General features: G+C 72.4%; 16 protein-coding genes. 10 read left to right on the top strand and 6 right to left on the bottom strand.

The window, feature by feature from the left end:
* From cbiQ to H305_RS0136945, 3 genes are all read left to right on the top strand, one after another.
* The gene (gene cbiQ / locus H305_RS0136930) at positions 1-762 is read left to right on the top strand and encodes a cobalt ECF transporter T component CbiQ (RefSeq protein WP_028804876.1); all 762 of its coding nucleotides are present in this window, start codon (positions 1-3) and stop codon (positions 760-762) included.
* A complete protein-coding gene (locus H305_RS0136935) occupies positions 750-1508 on the top strand; it encodes an energy-coupling factor ABC transporter ATP-binding protein (RefSeq protein ID WP_028804877.1) in 759 nt (252 codons plus the stop codon). The genes cbiQ and H305_RS0136935 overlap by 13 nt, the downstream gene beginning before the upstream one ends.
* 572 nt (positions 1509-2080) lie before the next feature.
* Positions 2081-3241 carry a serine hydrolase domain-containing protein gene (locus tag H305_RS0136945; RefSeq protein ID WP_028804878.1) on the top strand — a complete coding sequence of 387 codons (1161 nt, stop codon included), beginning with the start codon at positions 2081-2083 and terminating at the stop codon, positions 3239-3241.
* Between the two features lie 42 nt (positions 3242-3283).
* On the opposite strand, the gene H305_RS0136950 is transcribed toward H305_RS0136945, so the two are convergent.
* From H305_RS0136950 to H305_RS0136970, 5 genes are all read right to left on the bottom strand, one after another.
* A complete protein-coding gene (locus H305_RS0136950) occupies positions 3284-4129 on the bottom strand; it encodes a DMT family transporter (RefSeq protein WP_028804879.1) in 846 nt (281 codons plus the stop codon).
* Positions 4126-4626 (bottom strand): YbaK/EbsC family protein, encoded by a 501-nt coding sequence (locus H305_RS0136955; RefSeq protein ID WP_028804880.1) that lies wholly within the window; start codon positions 4624-4626, stop codon positions 4126-4128. Before H305_RS0136955 ends, H305_RS0136950 begins: the two co-directional genes overlap by 4 nt.
* A 115-nt stretch (positions 4627-4741) precedes the next feature.
* Positions 4742-5533, bottom strand: a complete 792-nt coding sequence (locus H305_RS0136960; protein WP_078629431.1) for a DUF4253 domain-containing protein — start codon at positions 5531-5533, stop codon at positions 4742-4744.
* Positions 5534-5578: 45 nt separating this feature from the next.
* The gene (locus H305_RS0136965) at positions 5579-7249 is read right to left on the bottom strand and encodes a penicillin-binding transpeptidase domain-containing protein (RefSeq protein WP_028804882.1); all 1671 of its coding nucleotides are present in this window, start codon (positions 7247-7249) and stop codon (positions 5579-5581) included.
* A 96-nt stretch (positions 7250-7345) separates the two neighbouring features.
* Positions 7346-8965 (bottom strand): penicillin-binding transpeptidase domain-containing protein, encoded by a 1620-nt coding sequence (locus H305_RS0136970; protein WP_028804883.1) that lies wholly within the window; start codon positions 8963-8965, stop codon positions 7346-7348.
* Positions 8966-9270: 305 nt separating this feature from the next.
* Between H305_RS0136970 and H305_RS49625 the strand changes: the two genes are divergently transcribed.
* A complete protein-coding gene (locus tag H305_RS49625) occupies positions 9271-9768 on the top strand; it encodes a hypothetical protein (protein WP_158690649.1) in 498 nt (165 codons plus the stop codon).
* A 1162-nt stretch (positions 9769-10930) separates the two neighbouring features.
* Here the strand turns inward: H305_RS49625 and H305_RS0136985 are convergent.
* A complete protein-coding gene (locus H305_RS0136985; RefSeq protein ID WP_028804884.1) occupies positions 10931-12670 on the bottom strand; it encodes a dolichyl-phosphate-mannose--protein mannosyltransferase in 1740 nt (579 codons plus the stop codon).
* A gap of 228 nt (positions 12671-12898) precedes the next feature.
* On the opposite strand from H305_RS0136985, the gene rsmI reads away from it, so the two are divergent.
* The 6 genes from rsmI (at position 12899) to H305_RS0137015 (ending at position 18930) form a co-directional block, all read left to right on the top strand.
* Complete coding sequence (gene rsmI, locus H305_RS0136990; RefSeq protein WP_028804885.1) at positions 12899-13756, top strand: 16S rRNA (cytidine(1402)-2'-O)-methyltransferase; 858 nt, start codon at positions 12899-12901, stop codon at positions 13754-13756.
* A 199-nt stretch (positions 13757-13955) separates the two neighbouring features.
* The gene (locus H305_RS0136995; RefSeq protein WP_028804886.1) at positions 13956-14387 is read left to right on the top strand and encodes a hypothetical protein; all 432 of its coding nucleotides are present in this window, start codon (positions 13956-13958) and stop codon (positions 14385-14387) included.
* Positions 14388-14433: 46 nt separating this feature from the next.
* Positions 14434-15315 carry a TatD family hydrolase gene (locus H305_RS0137000; RefSeq protein ID WP_028804887.1) on the top strand — a complete coding sequence of 294 codons (882 nt, stop codon included), beginning with the start codon at positions 14434-14436 and terminating at the stop codon, positions 15313-15315.
* Positions 15316-15462: 147 nt separating this feature from the next.
* The gene (locus H305_RS0137005; RefSeq protein ID WP_028804888.1) at positions 15463-17016 is read left to right on the top strand and encodes a ubiquitin-like domain-containing protein; all 1554 of its coding nucleotides are present in this window, start codon (positions 15463-15465) and stop codon (positions 17014-17016) included.
* Between the two features lie 70 nt (positions 17017-17086).
* The gene (gene rsmA / locus H305_RS48185; RefSeq protein ID WP_051371391.1) at positions 17087-18034 is read left to right on the top strand and encodes a 16S rRNA (adenine(1518)-N(6)/adenine(1519)-N(6))-dimethyltransferase RsmA; all 948 of its coding nucleotides are present in this window, start codon (positions 17087-17089) and stop codon (positions 18032-18034) included.
* The gene (locus tag H305_RS0137015) at positions 18031-18930 is read left to right on the top strand and encodes a 4-(cytidine 5'-diphospho)-2-C-methyl-D-erythritol kinase (protein WP_028804889.1); all 900 of its coding nucleotides are present in this window, start codon (positions 18031-18033) and stop codon (positions 18928-18930) included. The genes rsmA and H305_RS0137015 overlap by 4 nt, the downstream gene beginning before the upstream one ends.
* Positions 18931-19000 lie beyond the last annotated feature (70 nt).

Raw genomic sequence — 19000 nt, forward strand, 5'->3', positions numbered from 1 at the left:
GTGGGCGCGGGGCACGCACACCGCCTCTACCGCCACGGGCACTCGCCCGTCCACACGCTGCCTCCGCACACCAAGCTCGCGGCGTGCTTCGCCTTCGTGGTCGTGGTCGTCTCCACCCCGCGCGAGGCGATGTGGGCGTTCGCGCTGTACGCCGTGCTCCTCGCGGCCGTCGCGTACGCGGCGCGCGTACCCGCCGGGTTCCTGCTCAAGCGGCTGCTGATCGAGATCCCGTTCGTCGCCTTCGCGGTGCTGATGCCGTTCGTCGCCGAGGGCGAGCGGGTGGACGTCCTCGGGCTGTCGCTGAGCGTGAACGGCCTGTGGGGCGCGTGGAACGTCCTGGCCAAGGGCACGCTGGGCGTGGCCGCCTCGGTGCTGCTGGCCTCGACCACCGAGCTGCGCGAACTGCTGCTCGGCCTTCAGCGGCTCAGGCTCCCGCCGCTCCTCGTGCAGATCGCCTCCTTCATGATCCGGTACGGCGACGTCATCACCGACGAGATGCGGCGGATGCGCATCGCGCGGGAGTCGCGCGGCTTCGAGGCCCGCGGCGTGCGGCACTGGGGTGTGCTCGCCAAGTCGGCGGGCGCGCTCTTCATCCGGTCCTACGAGCGGGGCGAGCGCGTGCACCTCGCCATGGTGAGCCGCGGCTACGCCGGCTCCATGCCGGTCATCGACGAGGTGACCGCGTCCCGGGCGCAGTGGACCCACGCGCTCGCCCTGCCGTTCGCCGCCCTCGTCGTATGTCTGCTGGGATGGACACTGTGACAGCTTCTCTGGAGGTCTCCGGCCTCGCCTTCGCCTACCCCGACGGCCACCAGGCCCTGTTCGGCGTGGACCTGCGCATCGAGCGCGGCGAACGCGTCGCGCTGCTCGGCCCGAACGGCGCCGGCAAGACCACGCTCGTCCTGCACCTCAACGGCATTCTGACCGGCGGTGCCGGCACGGTGACGGTGGCCGGTCTCCCGGTCGGCAAGCGGAACATGGCGGAGATCCGCCGCAAGGTCGGCATCGTGTTCCAGGACCCGGACGACCAGCTCTTCATGCCGACGGTGCGTGAGGACGTCGCCTTCGGACCTGCCGCGGCCGGCCTCAAGGGAGCCGAACTGGAGGAACGCGTCCGCACGGCGCTGGAAGCGGTCGGCATGGCGGCCTTCGCCGACCGTCCCCCGCACCACCTGTCGTTCGGGCAGCGGCGCCGGGTGGCGGTCGCGACCGTCCTCGCGATGGAGCCGGAGATCCTCGTCCTGGACGAGCCCTCCTCCAACCTCGACCCGGCCTCCCGGCGCGAACTCGCCGACATCCTGCGCTCGCTGGACGTCACCGTCCTCATGGTCACGCACGATCTGCCCTACGCCCTCGAACTGTGCCCCCGCGCCCTCGTCCTGAGCGAGGGCGTGATCGCCGCCGACGGGAGGACCAGTGAACTGCTCGGTGACGACGAGCTGATGCGCACGCACCGCCTGGAGCTGCCCTTCGGGTTCGACCCGCGCTCCGTGGCGATGGGCGCGTGACGAATCGACAGGATCCCGAGACGGCGGTGCCCCGCAGCTCCCACCGGTGCCTGCTGATCGGCGACCAGCTCTGCTTCGCGCCGCGCGGCGGTCGGTGACCGCCGCGTACCGTCCGCTGCTCGAGAACCCGGCCTCACCTACCCGCAGTGTCATGCTCCTGCTGGGGGAGCGCGCCGAGACCACCGTGAAGGAGCCGGCGACCGCGCTGCACCTCGACCACGGCACGGTGTCGTCGCTCCTCACGTGTCCGGAGTCGGCGGGGATGGTGCGCCGCGAGCGCTCGGAGCGCGGCGAACGCTCCGTGCTCGTCGCGCTCACCGGGCGCGGGGAGATGCTCCGCGAACGTGCGGCGGACGTGCGGCGGACGTGCCGCAGGCGCTGCTGGAGGCCACGGGGCTGTGCGGCGCCGGGGCCGAGCGGCCCCGGGAGGAGCCGGGCCGCCTGGCGGCGCGGGCCGGGAAGGCGGCGCGGGCTCGCTCGGCCGCGAAGCGCCCGGCCCAGGAATCGGAGCCGGTACGTGCGTGTTGCACTGACCGTCGGCAGCGGTACGAGTGGGTGACAGGAGCGCGGGCGTGGACGTGAACGGCACAGTGGCCGAGGGCTTCGAGCCGGTCAGGGAGGCGTTCGTACGCAACTTCGAGCTCCTCGGGGACCGGGGCGCCGCCGTCACCGTGTACCGCGACGGCCGGCGCGTGGTCGACCTGTGGGGCGGCACCCGCGACGTCGACGGCACCGAACCCTGGCAGCACGGCACCGCGCAGATCGTGCGCTCCGCGACGAAGGGCGTCGCCGCCGCCGTACTGCTGCTGCTCGCCCAGCGCGGCGAACTCGACCTGGACGCCCCCGTCGGCCACTACTGGCCGGAGTACAAGGCGCACGGCAAGGAACACACGCTCGTCCGGCACCTGCTCGCGCACCGGGCCGGGGTGCCCGTCCTGGACCGCCCGCTCACCCCCGCCGAGGCCGGCGACCCGGACCTGGCCGCCGCGGCCGTGGCCCGGCAGGCTCCGGCGTGGGAACCGGGGACGGAGCACGGCTACCACGCGCACACCTACAGCTGGCTGACCGGCGAACTGGTCCGGCGGGTGACCGGGCGCACGATCGGCGCGTGGATCGCGGACGAGATCGCCGGGCCGCTGGGGCTGGACCTGTGGGTCGGGCTGCCGGACACGGAGACCGGACGGGTCGGGCGGGTCGCGCAGGTCGAGGCCCCACCGGCGCCGGGCGGCCTGCGGACCCGGCCCAAGCGGGCCGTCTTCGAGGCGTACGCCGACCCGGAGAGCCTCACCAGCAGGGCCTTCAAGGTCATCACCCCGCCGCCGGACGAGAACGACCCCACCTACCGGGCGGCCGTCATGCCCGCCTCCAACGGCATCGCCACGGCGGACGGCCTGGCCCGCTTCTACGCCGCGCTGATCGGCGAAGTGGACGGCGTCGGGCTGTTCTCCCCCGACACGGTGTCGGCCGCGCGCACGGAACAGTCGGCGGGCCCCGACCGTGTCCTGGTCGTGGGCACCCGCTTCGGCCTCGGCTACATGCTGCACGGCTCGGCCTCGCCCCTGCTGTCCCCGGGATCCTTCGGCCACCCCGGGCGCGGCGGCCCCCTCGGCTTCGCCGACCCCGAGTCGGGCATCGCGTTCGGCTACGTCACCAACGGCTTCCGCAAGAGCGTGACCGCGGACGCGCGGGCACAGGCACTGGTCCGGGCGGTCCGCGCGTCGGTCGACGCCTGACGCCCCACGGGGCGCGCGCGTGCCGGCCGGGCCCTCCCGGCCCTAACCGGTGTGCAGCATCAGGCCGATGCCCACGACCAGCAGTCCGGCCGCCGCGATCCGGGTCACCCCGAACCGCTCCTTGAAGAAGACGGCGCCGATGGCCGCGCCCACGATGATCGAGGACTCCCGCAGAGCGGCGATCGGCGCGAGCTCCGCGCGGGTCTGCGCCCACAGGACCAGCCCGTACGCCGCGACGGAGAGCGCCGCGCCGAGGAAGCCGACCGCCGCGAACGGCCGCAGCACGGAGACGAGTTCGCCGCGCCAGCGGTGCACGGCGTACGCCGGGATCACGACGCCCTCGACGGCCATCAGCCAGGCGATGTACGCGAGGGAGGAGCCCGAGGCGCGCACGCCCAGACCGTCGACCACGGTGTACGCGGCGATCGACGCGCCCGTCGCCAACGCCGCCCCGATCGCCGCCCAGTTGGGTCGGTGCCCGCGCAGCCCCCACAGGGCCACACCCGTCAGTCCCGCGCAGGACAGTGCGATGCCCGCCGCCGCCCAGCCGTCCGGCACCTCGTGCGCGAAGACCGCCGCGAGCGCGGTGACGATCAGCGGGGCGGTGCCGCGGGCGATCGGATAGGCCTGCCCGAAGTCACCGAGCCGGAACGAACGCATCAGCAGCACGTAGTACGCGACATGGATCACGGCCGACGCGATCAGGTACGGCCAGGCCCCTGACGCGGGGAACGGCACGAACGGCACCAGGGCGAGGCCGATCAGCATGCCGCCGCCCGCGATCAGCGTGAAGCCGACGAGCTTGTCGCTGATGCGGTGCGCGATCGCGTTCCAGCAGGCGTGGGTGACCGCGGCGAGCAGGACGGCCGCGGTGACGACAGGGGTCACGCGGTCTGCTCGCGCACGTCCGCCAGCGTCGCCCCGGCGTGTGCGACCAGGCTCTCGGGGTCCATCGGGAAGACGACGTACGGGGTGCCCGCCGCGGCCCACACCGTGTCGTGGGCGAGCAGCGAACGGTCGGCCAGGACACGGGTCCTGGTGCGGTGGCCGAACGGCGGTACGCCGCCGATCGCGTACCCCGTGCTCTCCCGCACCACGGCGGCCTGGGCCCGGGTCACCTTCTCTGCTCCGAGCTCCTTGCGGACGAGTTCCACGTCGACCCGGGACGCGCCGTCCATGAGCACGAGCACCGGCACACCGTCCGCCGCGAAGATCAGCGACTTGCAGATCTGGCTCAGCTCGCAACCGATCGCGGCGGCCGCCTCGGCGGCGGTACGGGTCGCGTCGGGGAAGCGGCGGATGCGTCCGTTCAGCTCGTCCAGCCCCAGCTCCGTGAGGGCCTCGGCGAAACGTGGGTGGGCGGCGTTGTCTTCCGTGGCGGTCATGAGCAGCACGCTAGCGGCCGGTGTACGCGGCACGCGAACGACTTCCGGCCGCCCCCGCGCACGGACCGGGCCGCACCGGAGCCCGGTCCGCCGCCGGGAATCGTCGGACAGGGGCCTAGTCCCACCAGAAGCGCCACAGCGGGGCGCCGACGAGGGACTGCGCGTACCGGGGGAATGGCGTCGGCGGGTCGTCCACGATGTTGTCGGCCGTGGTCAGGAGGTGTTCGAGAGCGACGCGTTCGGCCTGTTCCCGGGTGTGCGGCGGGCTCGCCACGGAGACGTACAGCGTCGCCCCCACCAGGGTGAGGACCCGGGCCCCGAAGCGGTCCTCCCAGCTGCGCAGCAGGGCGCACAGCAAGGTCTTCGGAGCGCCGCCGTACCAGTCGAGGAGCGCGGGGATGTCGGCGCTCCGCTCCGCGGCGACCAGCCCGAGGCGGGCTTCCGTCAGCGCGTACGGGTCGTCGTCCACGAGGTGCGCGAAGGCGGCCCGGGCGGCCTCGTCGGGGTCGACGCCGCCAGCGGGCAGGGTGGCCGGGGCGAGTCCGGGCCACTGCTCGAAGGGCGGGCCGGGGTCGTCTTCCCACGGCTCGACGTCCTCGGGGCAGTCGAACGGCTCCGACGGCCCGTCGGACACGGCGAACCTGCGCCGGCGGTACTCGGCCCAGTTCTTGGCCAGTTCGCCTTCGAGGTCGAAGGCGTCGACGTCCGCGGGGTCGAAGGGGGTCGGGCGGACGTCGCGGTAGCAGAGGACCGGCAGCAGACCGGTGGCGGCCTGCCGGCGCTGATGGCCGATCCAGGCCGCGTGCGGGTCGGCCGGGGGGCTCTCGGAGCACCACATGACCGGGGTGCCGTCCGGGGTGCGTATGAGGTGGCCGGCGGGCAGTCGGTCGGGGAGCGGGAACGTCATGCCCGGAGCGTAGAGCCGGCCACCGACAGCGCTCTTCGGGCCGGTCTAGCTTCCGCTCTTGAGCAGGGCCGCCACGATCGGTCCGGCCGTGTCGCCGCCGTGCCCGCCCTGCTGCACGACACCCGCCGCCGCGAGGTCGCCCTTCCACGCGGTGAACCAGCCGTTCGGCTTCTTCTGGCCGTCGACCTCGGCGGAGCCGGTCTTGGCGCCGTAGTCCGGGCCGAGGCCGGACATCGCCTCCGCGGCCGTGCCGTACGCCGCCGTGAACTGCATGACCTCGCGCAGCTGCGAGAGGGTCGAGGCGGACATCGTGCGGCCCGCCTCGGCCAGGGTGCGGTGGTCCACCGACGGCGCGACCAGGTAGGGCTGGTGGAAGGTGCCGGCCTTGACGGTCGAGGCGACCGAGGCCATGTTCAGCGGGTTCATGCGGACGCCGCCCTGGCCCATCAGCTCCGCCGCCATCTGCGCGGCGCTCTGCACCGGCACGGCGCCGTCGAAGGACGGCACCCCGATGGACCAGTTGTTCAGGCCGATCCCGAAGACCTGCTGGGCCTGCTTGGTCAGGTCGTCGTTCTTCAGCTTCTTCGCCTGGGTGATGAAGGCCGTGTTGCAGGACCGGGCGAAGCTCGTCTTGAACGTGCCGTTCTTGATCTCGAAGTCGTCGTCGTTGTGGAACTTCCAGCCGCCGTACGTCGCGGTCTTGGGGCACGGGTGCTGCTTGTCGGCGGAGGCGAGCCCCTTGTCGAACAGCAGCGACGCCGTGATGACCTTCATCGTGGAGCCGGGCGCGAGGGAGCCCTGGAAGGCGGTGTTGAAGCCGTGATTCGTGTTCGCGACGGCGAGGATCTCACCCGTCGACGGGCGCATCACGACCACCGAGGCCTTCTCCTTGGCGGCCACCTGACGCTCGGCGGCCGACTGGAGGGCGGGGCTGAGCGTCGTCTCCACGGTGCCCGGTGTGCCCTCGCTCAGCGTCAGCAGGGTCTTGTCGGGGGTCTTCTGTGTGCCCTTCTTCGCGGCCTTGCGGACCACGCGCAGCTCGATGCCCGCCTTGCCGCCGGCCGTCTTGCCGTATTTCTCGCGCAGCCCGTCGAGGACGGTGCCCAGCGAGGGGTACTTCGCGGCGGTCAGCTCCTTGCCCTCACGGTCGAGGGCCTTGACCGGGGGCGTGCCCGACTCGCCGGTGACGAGCCGGTCGCCGTCCTGGAGGTCCGGGTGGACTACGGACGACGCCCAGCCGACCAGCGGGACGCCGTCCTTCGCGCGCCGCACGACCGTCAGCTTGGACTCGTACGCGAGGGGCTTGCTCCTGCCCTTGTACGTGACGGTGGCCTTGACGGAGAACGGGACGGCGGCGCCCGAGCGCGTGCCGCCGGTCAGCGTCACACCGGTGATGTGCGCCTCCTTGGCGTAGCCGGTCAGCGCGGTGGCCGCGGAGGCCGAGTCGTCGGTGGCCGCTGCGGCCTTCGCGACGTCGCCGCTCTGCCAGGCGGTGAGGAAGGCCGCCGAGGCCTTGTGCACCTCGGCCGCGGACAGCGGACCCGTCTTCACGGCCTTGCGGGTGGTGGCCCGCGATCCCTCGTCCGCCGCCGCCCCGCCGTCGTACAGGCTGTGGACGCCGAACGCCCCGCCGATCGCGACGACGGCGATCACCCCGCCGAGCACGGCGGGCTGCTTCGTCTTCCGCCGCTCGGCGACGCGTCTTCTCTTGCCCACAGCTGCTCGTCCTCCGCTGAATACCCTGGTTCCCCCGTGGCCTCACGTTTCCAACGATGACCACCACCCTAGGGTCCCGCGCCGTGAAGGGTGACTTCAGCCACCTGTTCGTAGCACAGCTGCGACGATCGGGCCGGCGGCGTCGCCCCCGTGACCGCCCTCCTGGGTCATCGCGGCCGCCGCGACGTCGTTGCGGTAGCCGGTGAACCAGCTGTTCGACTTCGTCTGGCCGTCGACCTCGGCGGAACCGGTCTTGGCGCCGTAGTCCGGGCCGAGCCCGGCCATCACCTGGGCGGCGGTACCGCTGATCGCGGTGCGGTTCATCATGGCTCGCAGCTGGGCGACCGTGCCCGCGGACAGGCCCCTGGCCTTGGCCAGCTCACGGTCGTCGAGGGCGCGCGGCACGATGACCGGCTGCCGGAAGACGCCCGTCATGGCGGTGGCCGTCACCGAGGCCATGTTCAACGGCGACATCTGGACCTGGCCCTGGCCGATCAGGTTGGCGGCCGTGTCGGGGCCCCCGGAGGCGGGGACGGAGCCGTCGAAGGACGGGATCCCGGTCTTCCAGTTGTTCTGGCCGAGGCCGAAGTTCTGCTGCGCCTCGTTCGTGAGCCAGTCGACCTTGAGGTCGTCCGCGTACTTCACGAACGCCGTGTTGCACGAGCGCGCGAACGACTCGGACAGCGTGGCGTTCTCGTTGGGCTGCATGTTCTTCAGATTGTGGAAGGTCTGGCTCTGCCACACGGCCTGGGGCGGGCAGGGCGCGGGCCCCGTCGCCGTCGTGACGCCGCGGTCGATGAACATGGCGGCGCTGATGATCTTCATGGTGGAGCCGGGGGCGAGCTTGCCGAGGAAGGCCGCGTTGAAGCCGTCCTCGCGGTGGTTGGCGACCGCGAGGACCTCGCCGGTGCTCGGCTTCACGGCCACCACCGACGACTCGTCGTACTGGCGGACGGCCTTCTCCGCGGCGGCCTGCGCGTTCGCGCTGAGTGTGGTGCGGACCTTGCCCGCGCGCCCCTTCGCGAGCACCACCAGCGGGGTGTCCGGGCTCTGGTCGCCGTGCCGGACGGCCAGCTCGATCCCGGGCGAACCGCCCGCCGTGTCACCGTACTTGTCGCGCAACGCGTCCAGGATCGGCCCCAGAGAGGGGTACTTCTCCTTCGTCAGGACGGCGTTGTTCCGGTCCACGGCCTCGATCGCCGGGCTCGCCGACTCGCCCGTGACCAGCGTGTCCCCGTTCTTCAGGTCGGGGTGCATGACGGAAGGCTTCCAGCCGACCAGCGCCTTCCCCGTCGTCTCGCCCCGCACGACGCTCAGTTCGGAGTCGTACGAGAAGGGCTTGCTCTTCCCCTCGTACGACACCGTCGCGCTGACCGAGAACGGCACGGTCGTGCCGGACGGCGTGCCCGGTGTGATCCGTACCTTCGTGAGACGGGCCTCGGCGCCGTAGGAGGCCAGCAACGTCTCGGCCGCCGTCGCGTAGTTGGTGTACTGCGCGGCCTTGGCCGCCTCGCCCTTCTCCCAGGCCGTGAAGAAGGCGCGGCTGGTCTCCTTGACCTCCGCGCCGCTCGGCGGGCCGGTCTTCACGGGGTCCGGCCCGGCCGTGCCCCCGTCCCCGCTGACCGCGGTCACCAGGTTGTACGCGCCGTACCCGGCGCCCCCCACCATCACCGTGAACACGCTGCCGATGACGACAGCCTTCGCCCCTCTGCGCATCGCGCCGCCCCTCCCCGTAGGCCTTCGCACTGTAGGCCCGGGAAGTGACGGCCGTGACCGGAGTTTCCAGATGTTGTCCGAAGAGAGATCAGAAACGGGACCGAACCAGACAGCGGGCCACAACGCTGAACACTGTTCATTCATGGGTTTGTGTGAACGGGCGCGAGGGTGCGGCGGGTTGCCGCGCCCTCGCTTCTCGGCGATCGGCCGGCCGAGTCGCCCTCGGCGGACCGGGGGACGGGCGGGCGGTGGCTGTGATGCGACTGTGACGTTACGGCGGTGCCGCTCGATGCCATGCTGCGCACATGTCTGATGAACCAGTCGACGGCGGGGTCGCTCCGCCGCCCGCCTCGGCGCCGGCGGGGTCCGGCAGGGCACGGGGGCGTCGGTTCCGGGGCGCCCTGGTGGCGTCGGCGGTCGCCGGGCTCGTGGTCGGTTCGGGTGCGGTCGCGCTGGCCTGGAATCTGTCCGGGTCCGACGACGACCGGGCGTTCACCCTGGTGGGACAGGTGCGCATCAAGGGCGGTCCCCCAGCCTCCGGGTCCTGCAGCGGCAGTCACGAGCTCAGCGACCTCGACAAGGGCGCACTGGTGACCGTCTACGACTCGGCAGGCCGGGTCGTCGCGACCGGGTCGCTCGGAAGCGGCGCCTACGACCACTCCTCGGCGTGTGTCTTCCCGATCGCCGTGCGCGGGGTGCCGGGCGGATCGGCGTCGTACTCGGTGCAGGTCGGCTGGCACCGGAAGCAGCGGATCACGAACGAGCAGGCACGGACCGGAGGCCTGGTCACGAAGTTCGACTAGCCGGGGTGGTCCGCGGGGCGTACGAGGACGGCCAGGGGCAGTCGACGTACGAGGCGGCCCGCGACAGCCGGCAACGACGACGGCGCGGCAGTCCGCCGCGCCGTCGTCGTATGCCCGGCGTCGTATGTCCGCGCGGCTAGACCCAGGTGTCCAGCCACATCCGCGATCTCCAGTCGTCCATGGGGATCGAGGTGCCGGTGTACAGGGGCCAGAAGGAGATGAAGTCCGCGTGATCCGGCCGGGCAGGGCCTCGACCAGGCCGTTTGCCTCTGACTGGGGCCGTCTCATGCGGCTCGGGCCGCCTGTGGGCCGCGATCTTGCCCAGGCTTGCGCTTCGAGGGGGTGTGCGCTGCACAAACTCCGTGGCCGCGATATCAGTCACCGACCGGCGGCCGCAGTCTCCGCTTGGTAGCACTCCTCGCACGTCAGTCGTCTGGCTTTGGGTGCTGGGCTGGAGGAGTCGATTGAGTCGACGAGCGTCTCGGCGGTGACATGCGCATGCTTGGCGCAGATTCCGGCCCCACATCGGGCGCAAACGGCGTGCGCTATTGCCGGAGATGGCGGAACGGTCGAAGCGCGACTCGTAAGAAGGCAGTCAAAGCAGTGCATGGCAACTGGCCTTTCTGGGCTTCGAGGCCTTACTCACCTTAATAGTATGCTCCACTCGTTTAGGTCGCATCGGGACCGCGTTCGCTTCCGGTTGCTGCTCTCCAACGGCCGTACACCTCTCTCAACGAGCGCCGTGGCGCCCACTCCCAAACGGTCCCCGTTTGCCGCTTAGGTCGAACTGGCATGCACCCATCCATTCGGAGGGCGCACGGTGTTTTCCGCGTTACGGATTGAAGCTTCGGTCAATACGACTGCCAACGTGTAGGCATCGAACTCGACGCGGGTGATTTCCTGCAGCTTTACTGGTTAGCCCCAGGAAGATTTGCAAGAAGTGTCTGGAAGGCGGGGATGGTGCGTGGGACTTGGAAAAACTCATCTTGCTCACCGGGGCGAGTGATGAGTGAGCCCGATCTCCAACGTGAGGATTCTCCTGATCGGCAATCCTCTGGAAGCTTTCCGAAATACCGCGCGCACTCATGCCCGCTTTATCGACGGCCAACAACGACCTAGAGGGCGCGGCCACCGGCCGCGCCCTCTAGGTGTATCCGCCCAGCTAGACCCAGGTGTCCAGCCACATCCGCGATCTCCAGTCGTCTATGGGGATCGAGGTGCCGGTGTACAGGGGCCAGAAGTAGATGAAGTTCCACGCGATCAGCAGGACCAGGACGCCGGCGCCGGCCGCGCCGATCACGCGGCGGCGTTCTCCGCAGCCGGGTGGGCCGAGGATCGCGCCGATCAGCATGGCGACGGCCAGGCAGAGGAACGGCACGAAGACGACGGCGTAGAAGAAGAAGATCGTGCGTTCCTGGTACATGAACCAGGGCAGATAGCCGGCCGCGATGCCGCAGGCGATCGCGCCCGCGCGCCAGTCGCGGCGGAACGCCCAGCGCCACAGCACGTAGAGGACCGCGAGGCAGGCCGCCCACCACAGGAGCGGGGTGCCGAGCGCCAGCACCTCGCGGGCGCACTTGTCGCCCGCGTCGGCCGGGCAGCCGTCCTTGCCGGGCAGCGGGGACTCGTAGAAGTACGAGACCGGACGTCCGAGGACGAGCCAGCTCCACGGGTTCGACTGGTAGGTGTGCGGCGAGGACAGCCCGACGTGGAACTTGTAGACCTCGTGCTCGTAGTGCCACAGGCTGCGCAGCCAGTCGGGCAGCCAGGTCCAGTGACCGCCCCTGCCGTCGGTCACCGCCCAGTTGCGGAAGTAGCCGCCCCTGCCGTTGTCCGGGGACAGGATCCAGCCGAGCCAGGAGGTGACGTAGACGGCCAGCGCGACCGGGACCGTCGCGAGGAACGTGATGCCGGTGTCGTGCCGGAGCGCCGCGAGGTAGGGATGGCGGGCGCCCGCCACGCGGCGCGAGGCCACGTCCCACAGGACCGCCATGACGCAGAACGCGGCGAGGATGTAGAGGCCGTTCCACTTGGTGCCGATGGCCAGGCCCAGCATCAGGCCCGCGCCCCAGCGCCAGGGCCGCCATCCGAGGCGGGTCGTCTCGGCGATGTGCGCGTCGGGGCGCACCACCCCGTCCCCGTCGGCGGGCAGCGCGGCCGCGAGCCGGGCGCGGGCGTGGTCGCGGTCGACGACCAGGCAGCCGAAGGCGGCCAGCACGAAGAACATGAGCACGCCGTCGAGCAGCGACGTGCGGCTCATCACGAAGTGCAGGCCGTCCACCGCCATCAGCGCGCCCGCGAGGCAGCCGAGGAAGGTCGAGCGGAACAGCCGTCGCCCGATCCGGCACAGCAGCAGCACCGACAGCGTGCCGAGCAGCGCGGTCATGAACCGCCAGCCGAAGGGGTTGAACCCGAACATCCACTCGCCGAGCCCGATGACGTACTTGCCGACGGGCGGATGCACGACGTAGGCGGCGTCGCTCGGGACGGTCACATGGCCGTTGCCCTGGAGGATCAGGTCGTTGGCGTCCTTGGCCCAGTTGACCTCGTAGCCGCGGTGGATGAGCGCCCAGGCGTCCTTGGCGTAGTACGTCTCGTCGAATATCACCGCCTTCGGGCTGCCCAGGTGCCAGAAGCGCATCAGCCCGGCCATCAGGGTCACCAGCAGCGGGCCGCCCCAGCCGGACCAGCGCGTGATGCGCTCCGCGACCTCGTGGCGCAGCCCGAGCGTGGCCCAGATGCGAGGGCTGGGCTCGGAGTACGGCGGTACGAGCCGGTCGCGCACATCGCTTCTGGGCAGCGCCGTGTAGCCGAAGCGGCGCAGCCGCAGCTGCCACGACGGCCACTGCGCGTCGGTGGCCTGCCCCTGCCGGGTGTCCGTGGAGGACGCGGTACTGGTCACCGCGCCATCGTAGGGAACAGGTCTGTGGGAGTCCCGTGCACCGGCCGTAAATGGGTGGAAGCCGCTGTCCGGGCGGACACCCGAGCCCGATTCCGGCCGCACGCCCGAGCCGGATTCCCGGGCGGGCGCGCGGCCGGATTCCCGGGCGGGCGCCCGCGCGGATCTCCGGGCGGGCCTGCGGCGGGGCGGGCGGCGACCGACGCCGCCGGGCCCTGCGAGGATGGAGCCGTGACAGGAACCCTTGTGTTGGCAGGCACCCCCATCGGCGACATCGAGGACGCGCCGCCGCGGCTCGCCGCGGAACTGGCCGGGGCCGACGTGATCGCCGCCGAGGACACCCGCCGGCTGCGCCGGCTCACCCAGGCCCTGGGCGTGCAGCCCGCCGGGCGCGTCGTGTCCTACTTCGAGGGGAACGAGTCCGCCCGCACACCGGAGCTGGTCGAGGCGCTGGCCGGCGGAGCGCGGGTGCTGCTGGTGACCGACGCCGGCATGCCGTCCGTGTCGGACCCCGGCTACCGGCTGGTCGCCGCCGCGGTGGAGAAGGACATCAAGGTCACCGCCGTACCCGGCCCCTCCGCCGTGCTCACCGCGCTGGCGCTGTCGGGGCTGCCCGTCGACCGCTTCTGCTTCGAGGGTTTCCTGCCGCGCAAGGCGGGCGAGCGCCTGTCGCGGCTGCGCGAGGTCGCCGACGAGCGCCGCACCCTCGTCTACTTCGAGGCCCCGCACCGGCTCGACGACACGCTCGCCGCGATGGCCGAGGTGTTCGGGACGGAGCGGCGCGCCGCCGTCTGCCGGGAGCTGACGAAGACGTACGAGGAGGTCAAGCGGGGTCCGCTGGGCGATCTCGCGGCCTGGGCCGCCGAGGGCGTGCGCGGGGAGATCACCGTCGTCGTCGAGGGCGCCGCGCAGAAGGGCGCCGAGGAACTGGACGCCGCCGAGCTGGTGCGCAGGGTGCGGGTGCGTGAGGAGGCGGGGGAGCGGCGCAAGGAGGCGATCGCGGCGGTGGCCGCGGAAGCAGGTATTCCCAAACGTGGGGTCTTCGATGCCGTCGTCGCGGCAAAGAATGCCGAACGAAGCGCGCCATAGAAGGGCAAAGGGCTGTGCCACAAGGCAAAGCCCAGGTCGGGTCGCGGGACCTTTCCGACAAGGAACGGCCAAAACGGATCCAACACTCGACAGGCCTGATGCGTTCGCGTGCGCGACGGCGTCCACTGGTTGAAGGGACGCACCCGTCCCTCGCCCCCGTTCGCCGGGGGCGCTCGTCCAGCGGACGACAGGAGCCGGCATGAGTGAGATCGCAGGACAGACCGGGCATCGCAGCGCGGCGACCGCCGTCGTCCATGAGTCGTACTCCTTCGCCTGCATGCGCTGCGGGCACGGCTGGGAGCAGTCGTACGAGATAGAGCACCACCTCGACGCCGAGGGCAGTGAGTTCGTGATGTACGTGGCGAACGGGCACGTCGTGCCGTCGCCGCTCAGTCGGCCCACCTGCCTCAACTGCGACAGCCATGTGGTGCGCATCATGCGCGCCGGTCAGGTCTCCTCCGCTCTGAACTCCATGCACGCCGCGCACCAGCACCGTGCGGTGCCCCGGCAGCCCGAGCGGGCACCGCGGGAGCAGGGCGGCGACGGCGCGGCCCCGGCGGAGCCGAAGGAGCCGCACCACTGGCACCTCTCGGACCTGCTGCACCCGTTCCAGCACCGCAAGGCGGGATGACCTTCCTCGGGTGAGGGCAGGCATGCCCCTTTCGTAGGATCGGGGCATGCCTTCCTCCGCCTCCGACAAGAACGCCGCACCCCCGCTCCCCGAGCCCCTGCGGGTGCCCGTCGCCGACTCGCACACCCATCTCGACATGCAGTCCGGCACGGTCGAGGAGGGCCTCGCCAAGGCCGCGTCGGTCGGAGTCGCGACGGTCGTCCAGGTCGGCTGCGACGTGAAGGGCTCGCGCTGGGCCGCCGAGACGGCCGCCGCGTACGACGCCGTCCACGCGACGGTCGCCCTGCACCCCAACGAAGCGCCGCGTATCGTGCACGGCGACCCCGACGGCTGGTCCCGGCAGGGCGCACGGCGCCCGGGCGGCGAGGCCGCGCTGGACGAGGCGCTCGCCGAGATCGACCGCCTCGCGGCGCTGCCGCAGGTCAAGGGCGTCGGCGAGACCGGGCTGGACTACTTCCGCACGGGCCCCGAGGGCAAGGCCGCGCAGGAGCGCTCCTTCCGTGCCCACATCGAGATCGCCAAACGGCACGGCAAGGCCCTCGTCATCCACGACCGCGACGCCCACGCCGACGTGCTGCGCATCCTCAAGGAGGAGGGCGCTCCCGAGCGGACCGTCTTCCACTGCTACTCGGGCGACGCGGACATGGCCGCGATCTGCGCGGGCGCCGGCTACTTCATGTCCTTCGCCGGCAACATGACCTTCAAGAACGCCCAGCCGCTGCGCGACGCGCTGGCGGTGGCGCCCCTGGAACTGGTGCTCGTCGAGACCGACGCGCCCTTCCTGACGCCCGCGCCGTACCGCGGACGGCCCAACGCGCCGTATCTCATTCCGGTCACGGTGCGCGCCATGGCCGAGGTGCGCGGTATCGACGAGGACGCGCTGGCGACCTCGATCTCCGCCAACACTGCCCGCGCGTTCGATTACTGACGGATAACGGTTCCCGGGGTTCCCCCTGGTCACGCACGGGTCGTTCGCGGGGGAGTGTCGCGACACAGCGTAGTCGCGTTGCTTGGGAGAGTGACGACCGCTCCGCTAGGTTCTGGTCGCCCATTCCGGACCCTGGAGCGTGTCGTCGTGAGCAGCTCGCAGTACGAGACGTATGGAACGACTGGTGTCCCCACCGATGCGACGGGAGCGCCGCACCCGGACGAGACGCCGCCGCACGCGCCGCCGTACGACGACGAGACACCGCCGTACCCGGACGCCGCGGCGCCGCAGGGGAGCGAGGAGCCGTACCGCCCCGCCTTCTCGGACACCTACCGGCCCGCGTACGAGTCGCCCCGGGTGCCCCGGCACGAGGCGCCGACGGAGCCGTTGCTTTCCCGGCACGAGGCGCCGACGGAGCCGTTGCTTTCCCGGCACGAGGCGCCGACGGAGCCCCGGCTGCCCCGGCACGAGGCGCCGACGGAGCCCCGGCTGCCCCGGCAGGGCCCGGACGAAGACGCCGGCCGGCCGTCGCCAGCCGTGGGGGCGCCGCAGCCCGGCGGGCGGGCCGAGGTGCGGCGCGCGGCCCGGCGCAGGCGGGCCGCCGAGCGCCCCGACCCGCTCCGGCGGCTGCTCCCGCAGGCACTCGTCGTCGCGTTCCTGGCCGGCGGCACCTCGGCGTTCGTCGCCAGCGACAAGGCGATCGAACTCACCGTCGACGGGAAGTCGCGCACCCTGCACACCTTCGCGGACGACGTCTCCGAGCTGCTCGCCGAGGAGGGCGTGCGGGTGGGCTCGCACGACGTGGTGGCACCGGCTCCCGGCACACCGCTCGCCAGCGGCGACGAGGTCGCCGTCCACTACGGGCGTCCCGTGGAGCTCACCATCGACGGGCAGCGGCGCCGGGTGTGGACGACGGAACCCACCGTGGACGGGGCGCTCAGACAGCTGGGGGTGCGCGCCGAGGGCGCGTACCTGTCGGCGTCGCGGTCCCGGACCATCGGGCGTACGGGCCTCGACCTCGCCGTCCGCACCGAGCGCATGGTGACGATCATGGCGGACGGCCGGGCACGGACCATCCGCACGAACGCGGCGAGCGTCCGGGAGGCCGTCGAGGAGGCCGGCATCACCCTGCACGGGCAGGACACGACCTCCGCTCCGCCCGGCAGCTTCCCGCGCGACGGTCAGACGGTCACCGTCATGCGGATCACCGGCAGCCGGGAGGTCCGCGAGGAGGCCATCCCGTACGGGGTGCGAAGGACCCAGGACCCCTCGCTGTTCAAGGGCACCGAGGTCGTCGAGCAGGCCGGGCGGCCCGGGGCGCGCCGGGTCACCTACGCCCTGCGGACCGTCAACGGCGTCCGGGAGCGGCCGCGCCGCATCGAGGCCGAGACGGTGCGCGAGCCGCGGGTGGAGCTGGTGAAGGTCGGCACGAAGCCGCTCCCGGTGTCCGTCGACGGCGCCGACGGCCTCGACTGGGCCGCCCTCGCGGCCTGCGAGTCCGGGGGCCGGCCCCACGCGGTCGACCCCTCCGGCACCTACGGCGGGCTCTACCAGTTCGACAAACGCACCTGGCACGCCCTCGGCGGCAAGGGCCGTCCCCAGGACGCTCCCGCGGCCGAGCAGACCCTCCGGGCGAAGAAGTTGTATGTGCGGCGGGGAACCAGTCCCTGGCCGCACTGCGGGGCCCGGCTGCACGGGTGAGCACCCGGCCCGCGGCCCTGCGGCGGGGGCGTGAGAACGGCGGAGCCCGCCGCCCCCGTACGCTTGGTCCGTGACCAGCCCCACCCCCGACGCCCTCCTCGGCCCCGCCGACATCCGTGAACTCGCGGGAGCCCTCGGCGTACGCCCCACCAAACAGCGCGGCCAGAACTTCGTGATCGACGCGAACACGGTGCGCCGGATCGTCCGCACCGCCGAGGTGCGCGACGACGACGTCGTCGTGGAGGTGGGACCAGGCCTCGGCTCACTGACGCTCGCGCTGCTGGAGGCCGCCGACCGGGTCGTCGCCGTCGAGATCGACGACGTGCTGGCAGGGGCGCTGCCCTCGACCGTGGCGGCCCGCATGCCGGAGCGCGCGGACCGGTTCGCGCTGGTCCACTCCGACGCGATGGACGTCCAGGAGCTGCCCGGCCCGCCCCCCACCGCGCTGGTCGCCAACCTCCCGTACAACGTCGCCGTGCCCGTCCTGCTGCACATGCTGGAAACCTTCCCGACCATCGAGCGCACCCTCGTGATGGTCCAGGCGGAGGTCGCCGACCGGCTCGCGGCCGGGCCCGGCTCGAAGGTGTACGGCGTCCCGTCGGTCAAGGCGAACTGGTACGCCGAGGTGAAGCGGGCCGGGTCCATCGGCCGCAACGTCTTCTGGCCCGCGCCCAACGTCGACAGCGGACTGGTCGCGCTCACCCGGCGCGCCGAGCCCCTCAAGACCTCGGCCTCCAGGCGCGAGGTGTTCGCCGTGGTGGACGCCGCGTTCGCGCAGCGCCGCAAGACCCTGCGGGCCGCCCTCGCCGGCTGGGCCGGCTCCGCGGCGGCGGCCGAGGCCGCGCTGGTCGCCGCCGGCGTCTCGCCGCAGGCCCGCGGGGAGTCGCTGACCGTGGAGGAGTTCGCCCGTATCGCCGAGCACCGTGCCGCTCCCGGCGGCACCGGCACAGGCACCGAGACCACCGAGACCACCGAGACCACCGAGACCACCGAGAACGAGGAGTCGGCCCAGTCGTGACGCAGACGGTGACGGTACGCGTCCCTGCCAAGGTCAACGTCCAGCTCGCGGTCGGCGGCGCCCGCCCCGACGGCTTCCACGACCTGGCGAACGTCTTCCTCGCGGTCGGCCTGTACGACGAGGTGACGGTCACCCCGGCCGACGAGCTGCGCATCACCTGCGCGGGCCCGGACGCCGCCGAGGTGCCCCTGGACCGCACGAACCTGGCGGCCCGTGCCGCCGTCGAACTCGGCCGCCGCCACGGCATCGACCCGGCCGTCCACATCCACATCGCCAAGGACATCCCCGTCGCGGGCGGCATGGCGGGCGGCAGCGCGGACGGCGCGGGCGCCCTGGTCGCCTGCGACGCGCTGTGGGGCACCGACGCCTCACGCGACGAACTCCTCGGCATCTGCGCCGACCTGGGCAGCGACGTGCCGTTCAGCCTGGTGGGCGGGGCGGCGCTCGGCGTCGGCCGGGGCGAGCAGCTGCGGGCCCTGGAGGTCGGCGGGACGTTCCACTGGGTCTTCGCGACGGCCGCGCGCGGCCTGTCCACGCCCGCGGTGTTCCGGGAGTTCGACCGGATGAACGAGGGGCTGCGGGTGCCCGAGCCGGTCGCCTCGCAGGAACTGCTGGACGCCCTCGCGAAGGGCGACGCCGGTGCCCTCGCACGCGCCGCCTCCAACGACCTCCAGCCTGCCGCCCTCTCGCTCTTCCCGGAGCTCGCCGGCACCCTCGCCGCGGGCCGGGCGGCCGGCGCGCTCGCCTCGCTCGTCTCCGGGTCCGGTCCGACGACCGCGTTCCTCGTGGCGGACGCGGACTCGGCGGACGCGGTCGCCGAGGCCCTGCGTGCCTCCGGCACCTGCCGGTCGGTGCGCGCCACCGAGAGCCCGGCGCCGGGCGCGACGGTCCTGTAGCGAGCCGCTCACCCCGGACACCGCCCGGTGTCCGGGGACGGCCCCCGCCCGTCCGGGGCGGGTGCGGAGG

This window comes from Streptomyces sp. 142MFCol3.1, assembly GCF_000424945.1.
Classification (GTDB): Bacteria; Actinomycetota; Actinomycetes; order Streptomycetales; family Streptomycetaceae; genus Streptomyces; species Streptomyces siamensis.

Coding starts and splice junctions, on each gene's coding strand:
- H305_RS0136970 (WP_028804883.1), bottom strand. CDS start 8,965: ATGCGCAGAGGGGCGAAGGCTGTCGTCATCGGCAGCGTGTTCACGGTG.
- H305_RS49625 (WP_158690649.1), top strand. CDS start 9,271: ATGTCTGATGAACCAGTCGACGGCGGGGTCGCTCCGCCGCCCGCCTCG.
- H305_RS0136955 (WP_028804880.1), bottom strand. CDS start 4,626: ATGACCGCCACGGAAGACAACGCCGCCCACCCACGTTTCGCCGAGGCC.
- H305_RS0136935 (WP_028804877.1), top strand. CDS start 750: ATGGACACTGTGACAGCTTCTCTGGAGGTCTCCGGCCTCGCCTTCGCC.
- H305_RS0137000 (WP_028804887.1), top strand. CDS start 14,434: ATGCCTTCCTCCGCCTCCGACAAGAACGCCGCACCCCCGCTCCCCGAG.
- H305_RS0136960 (WP_078629431.1), bottom strand. CDS start 5,533: ATGACGTTCCCGCTCCCCGACCGACTGCCCGCCGGCCACCTCATACGC.
- H305_RS0136995 (WP_028804886.1), top strand. CDS start 13,956: ATGAGTGAGATCGCAGGACAGACCGGGCATCGCAGCGCGGCGACCGCC.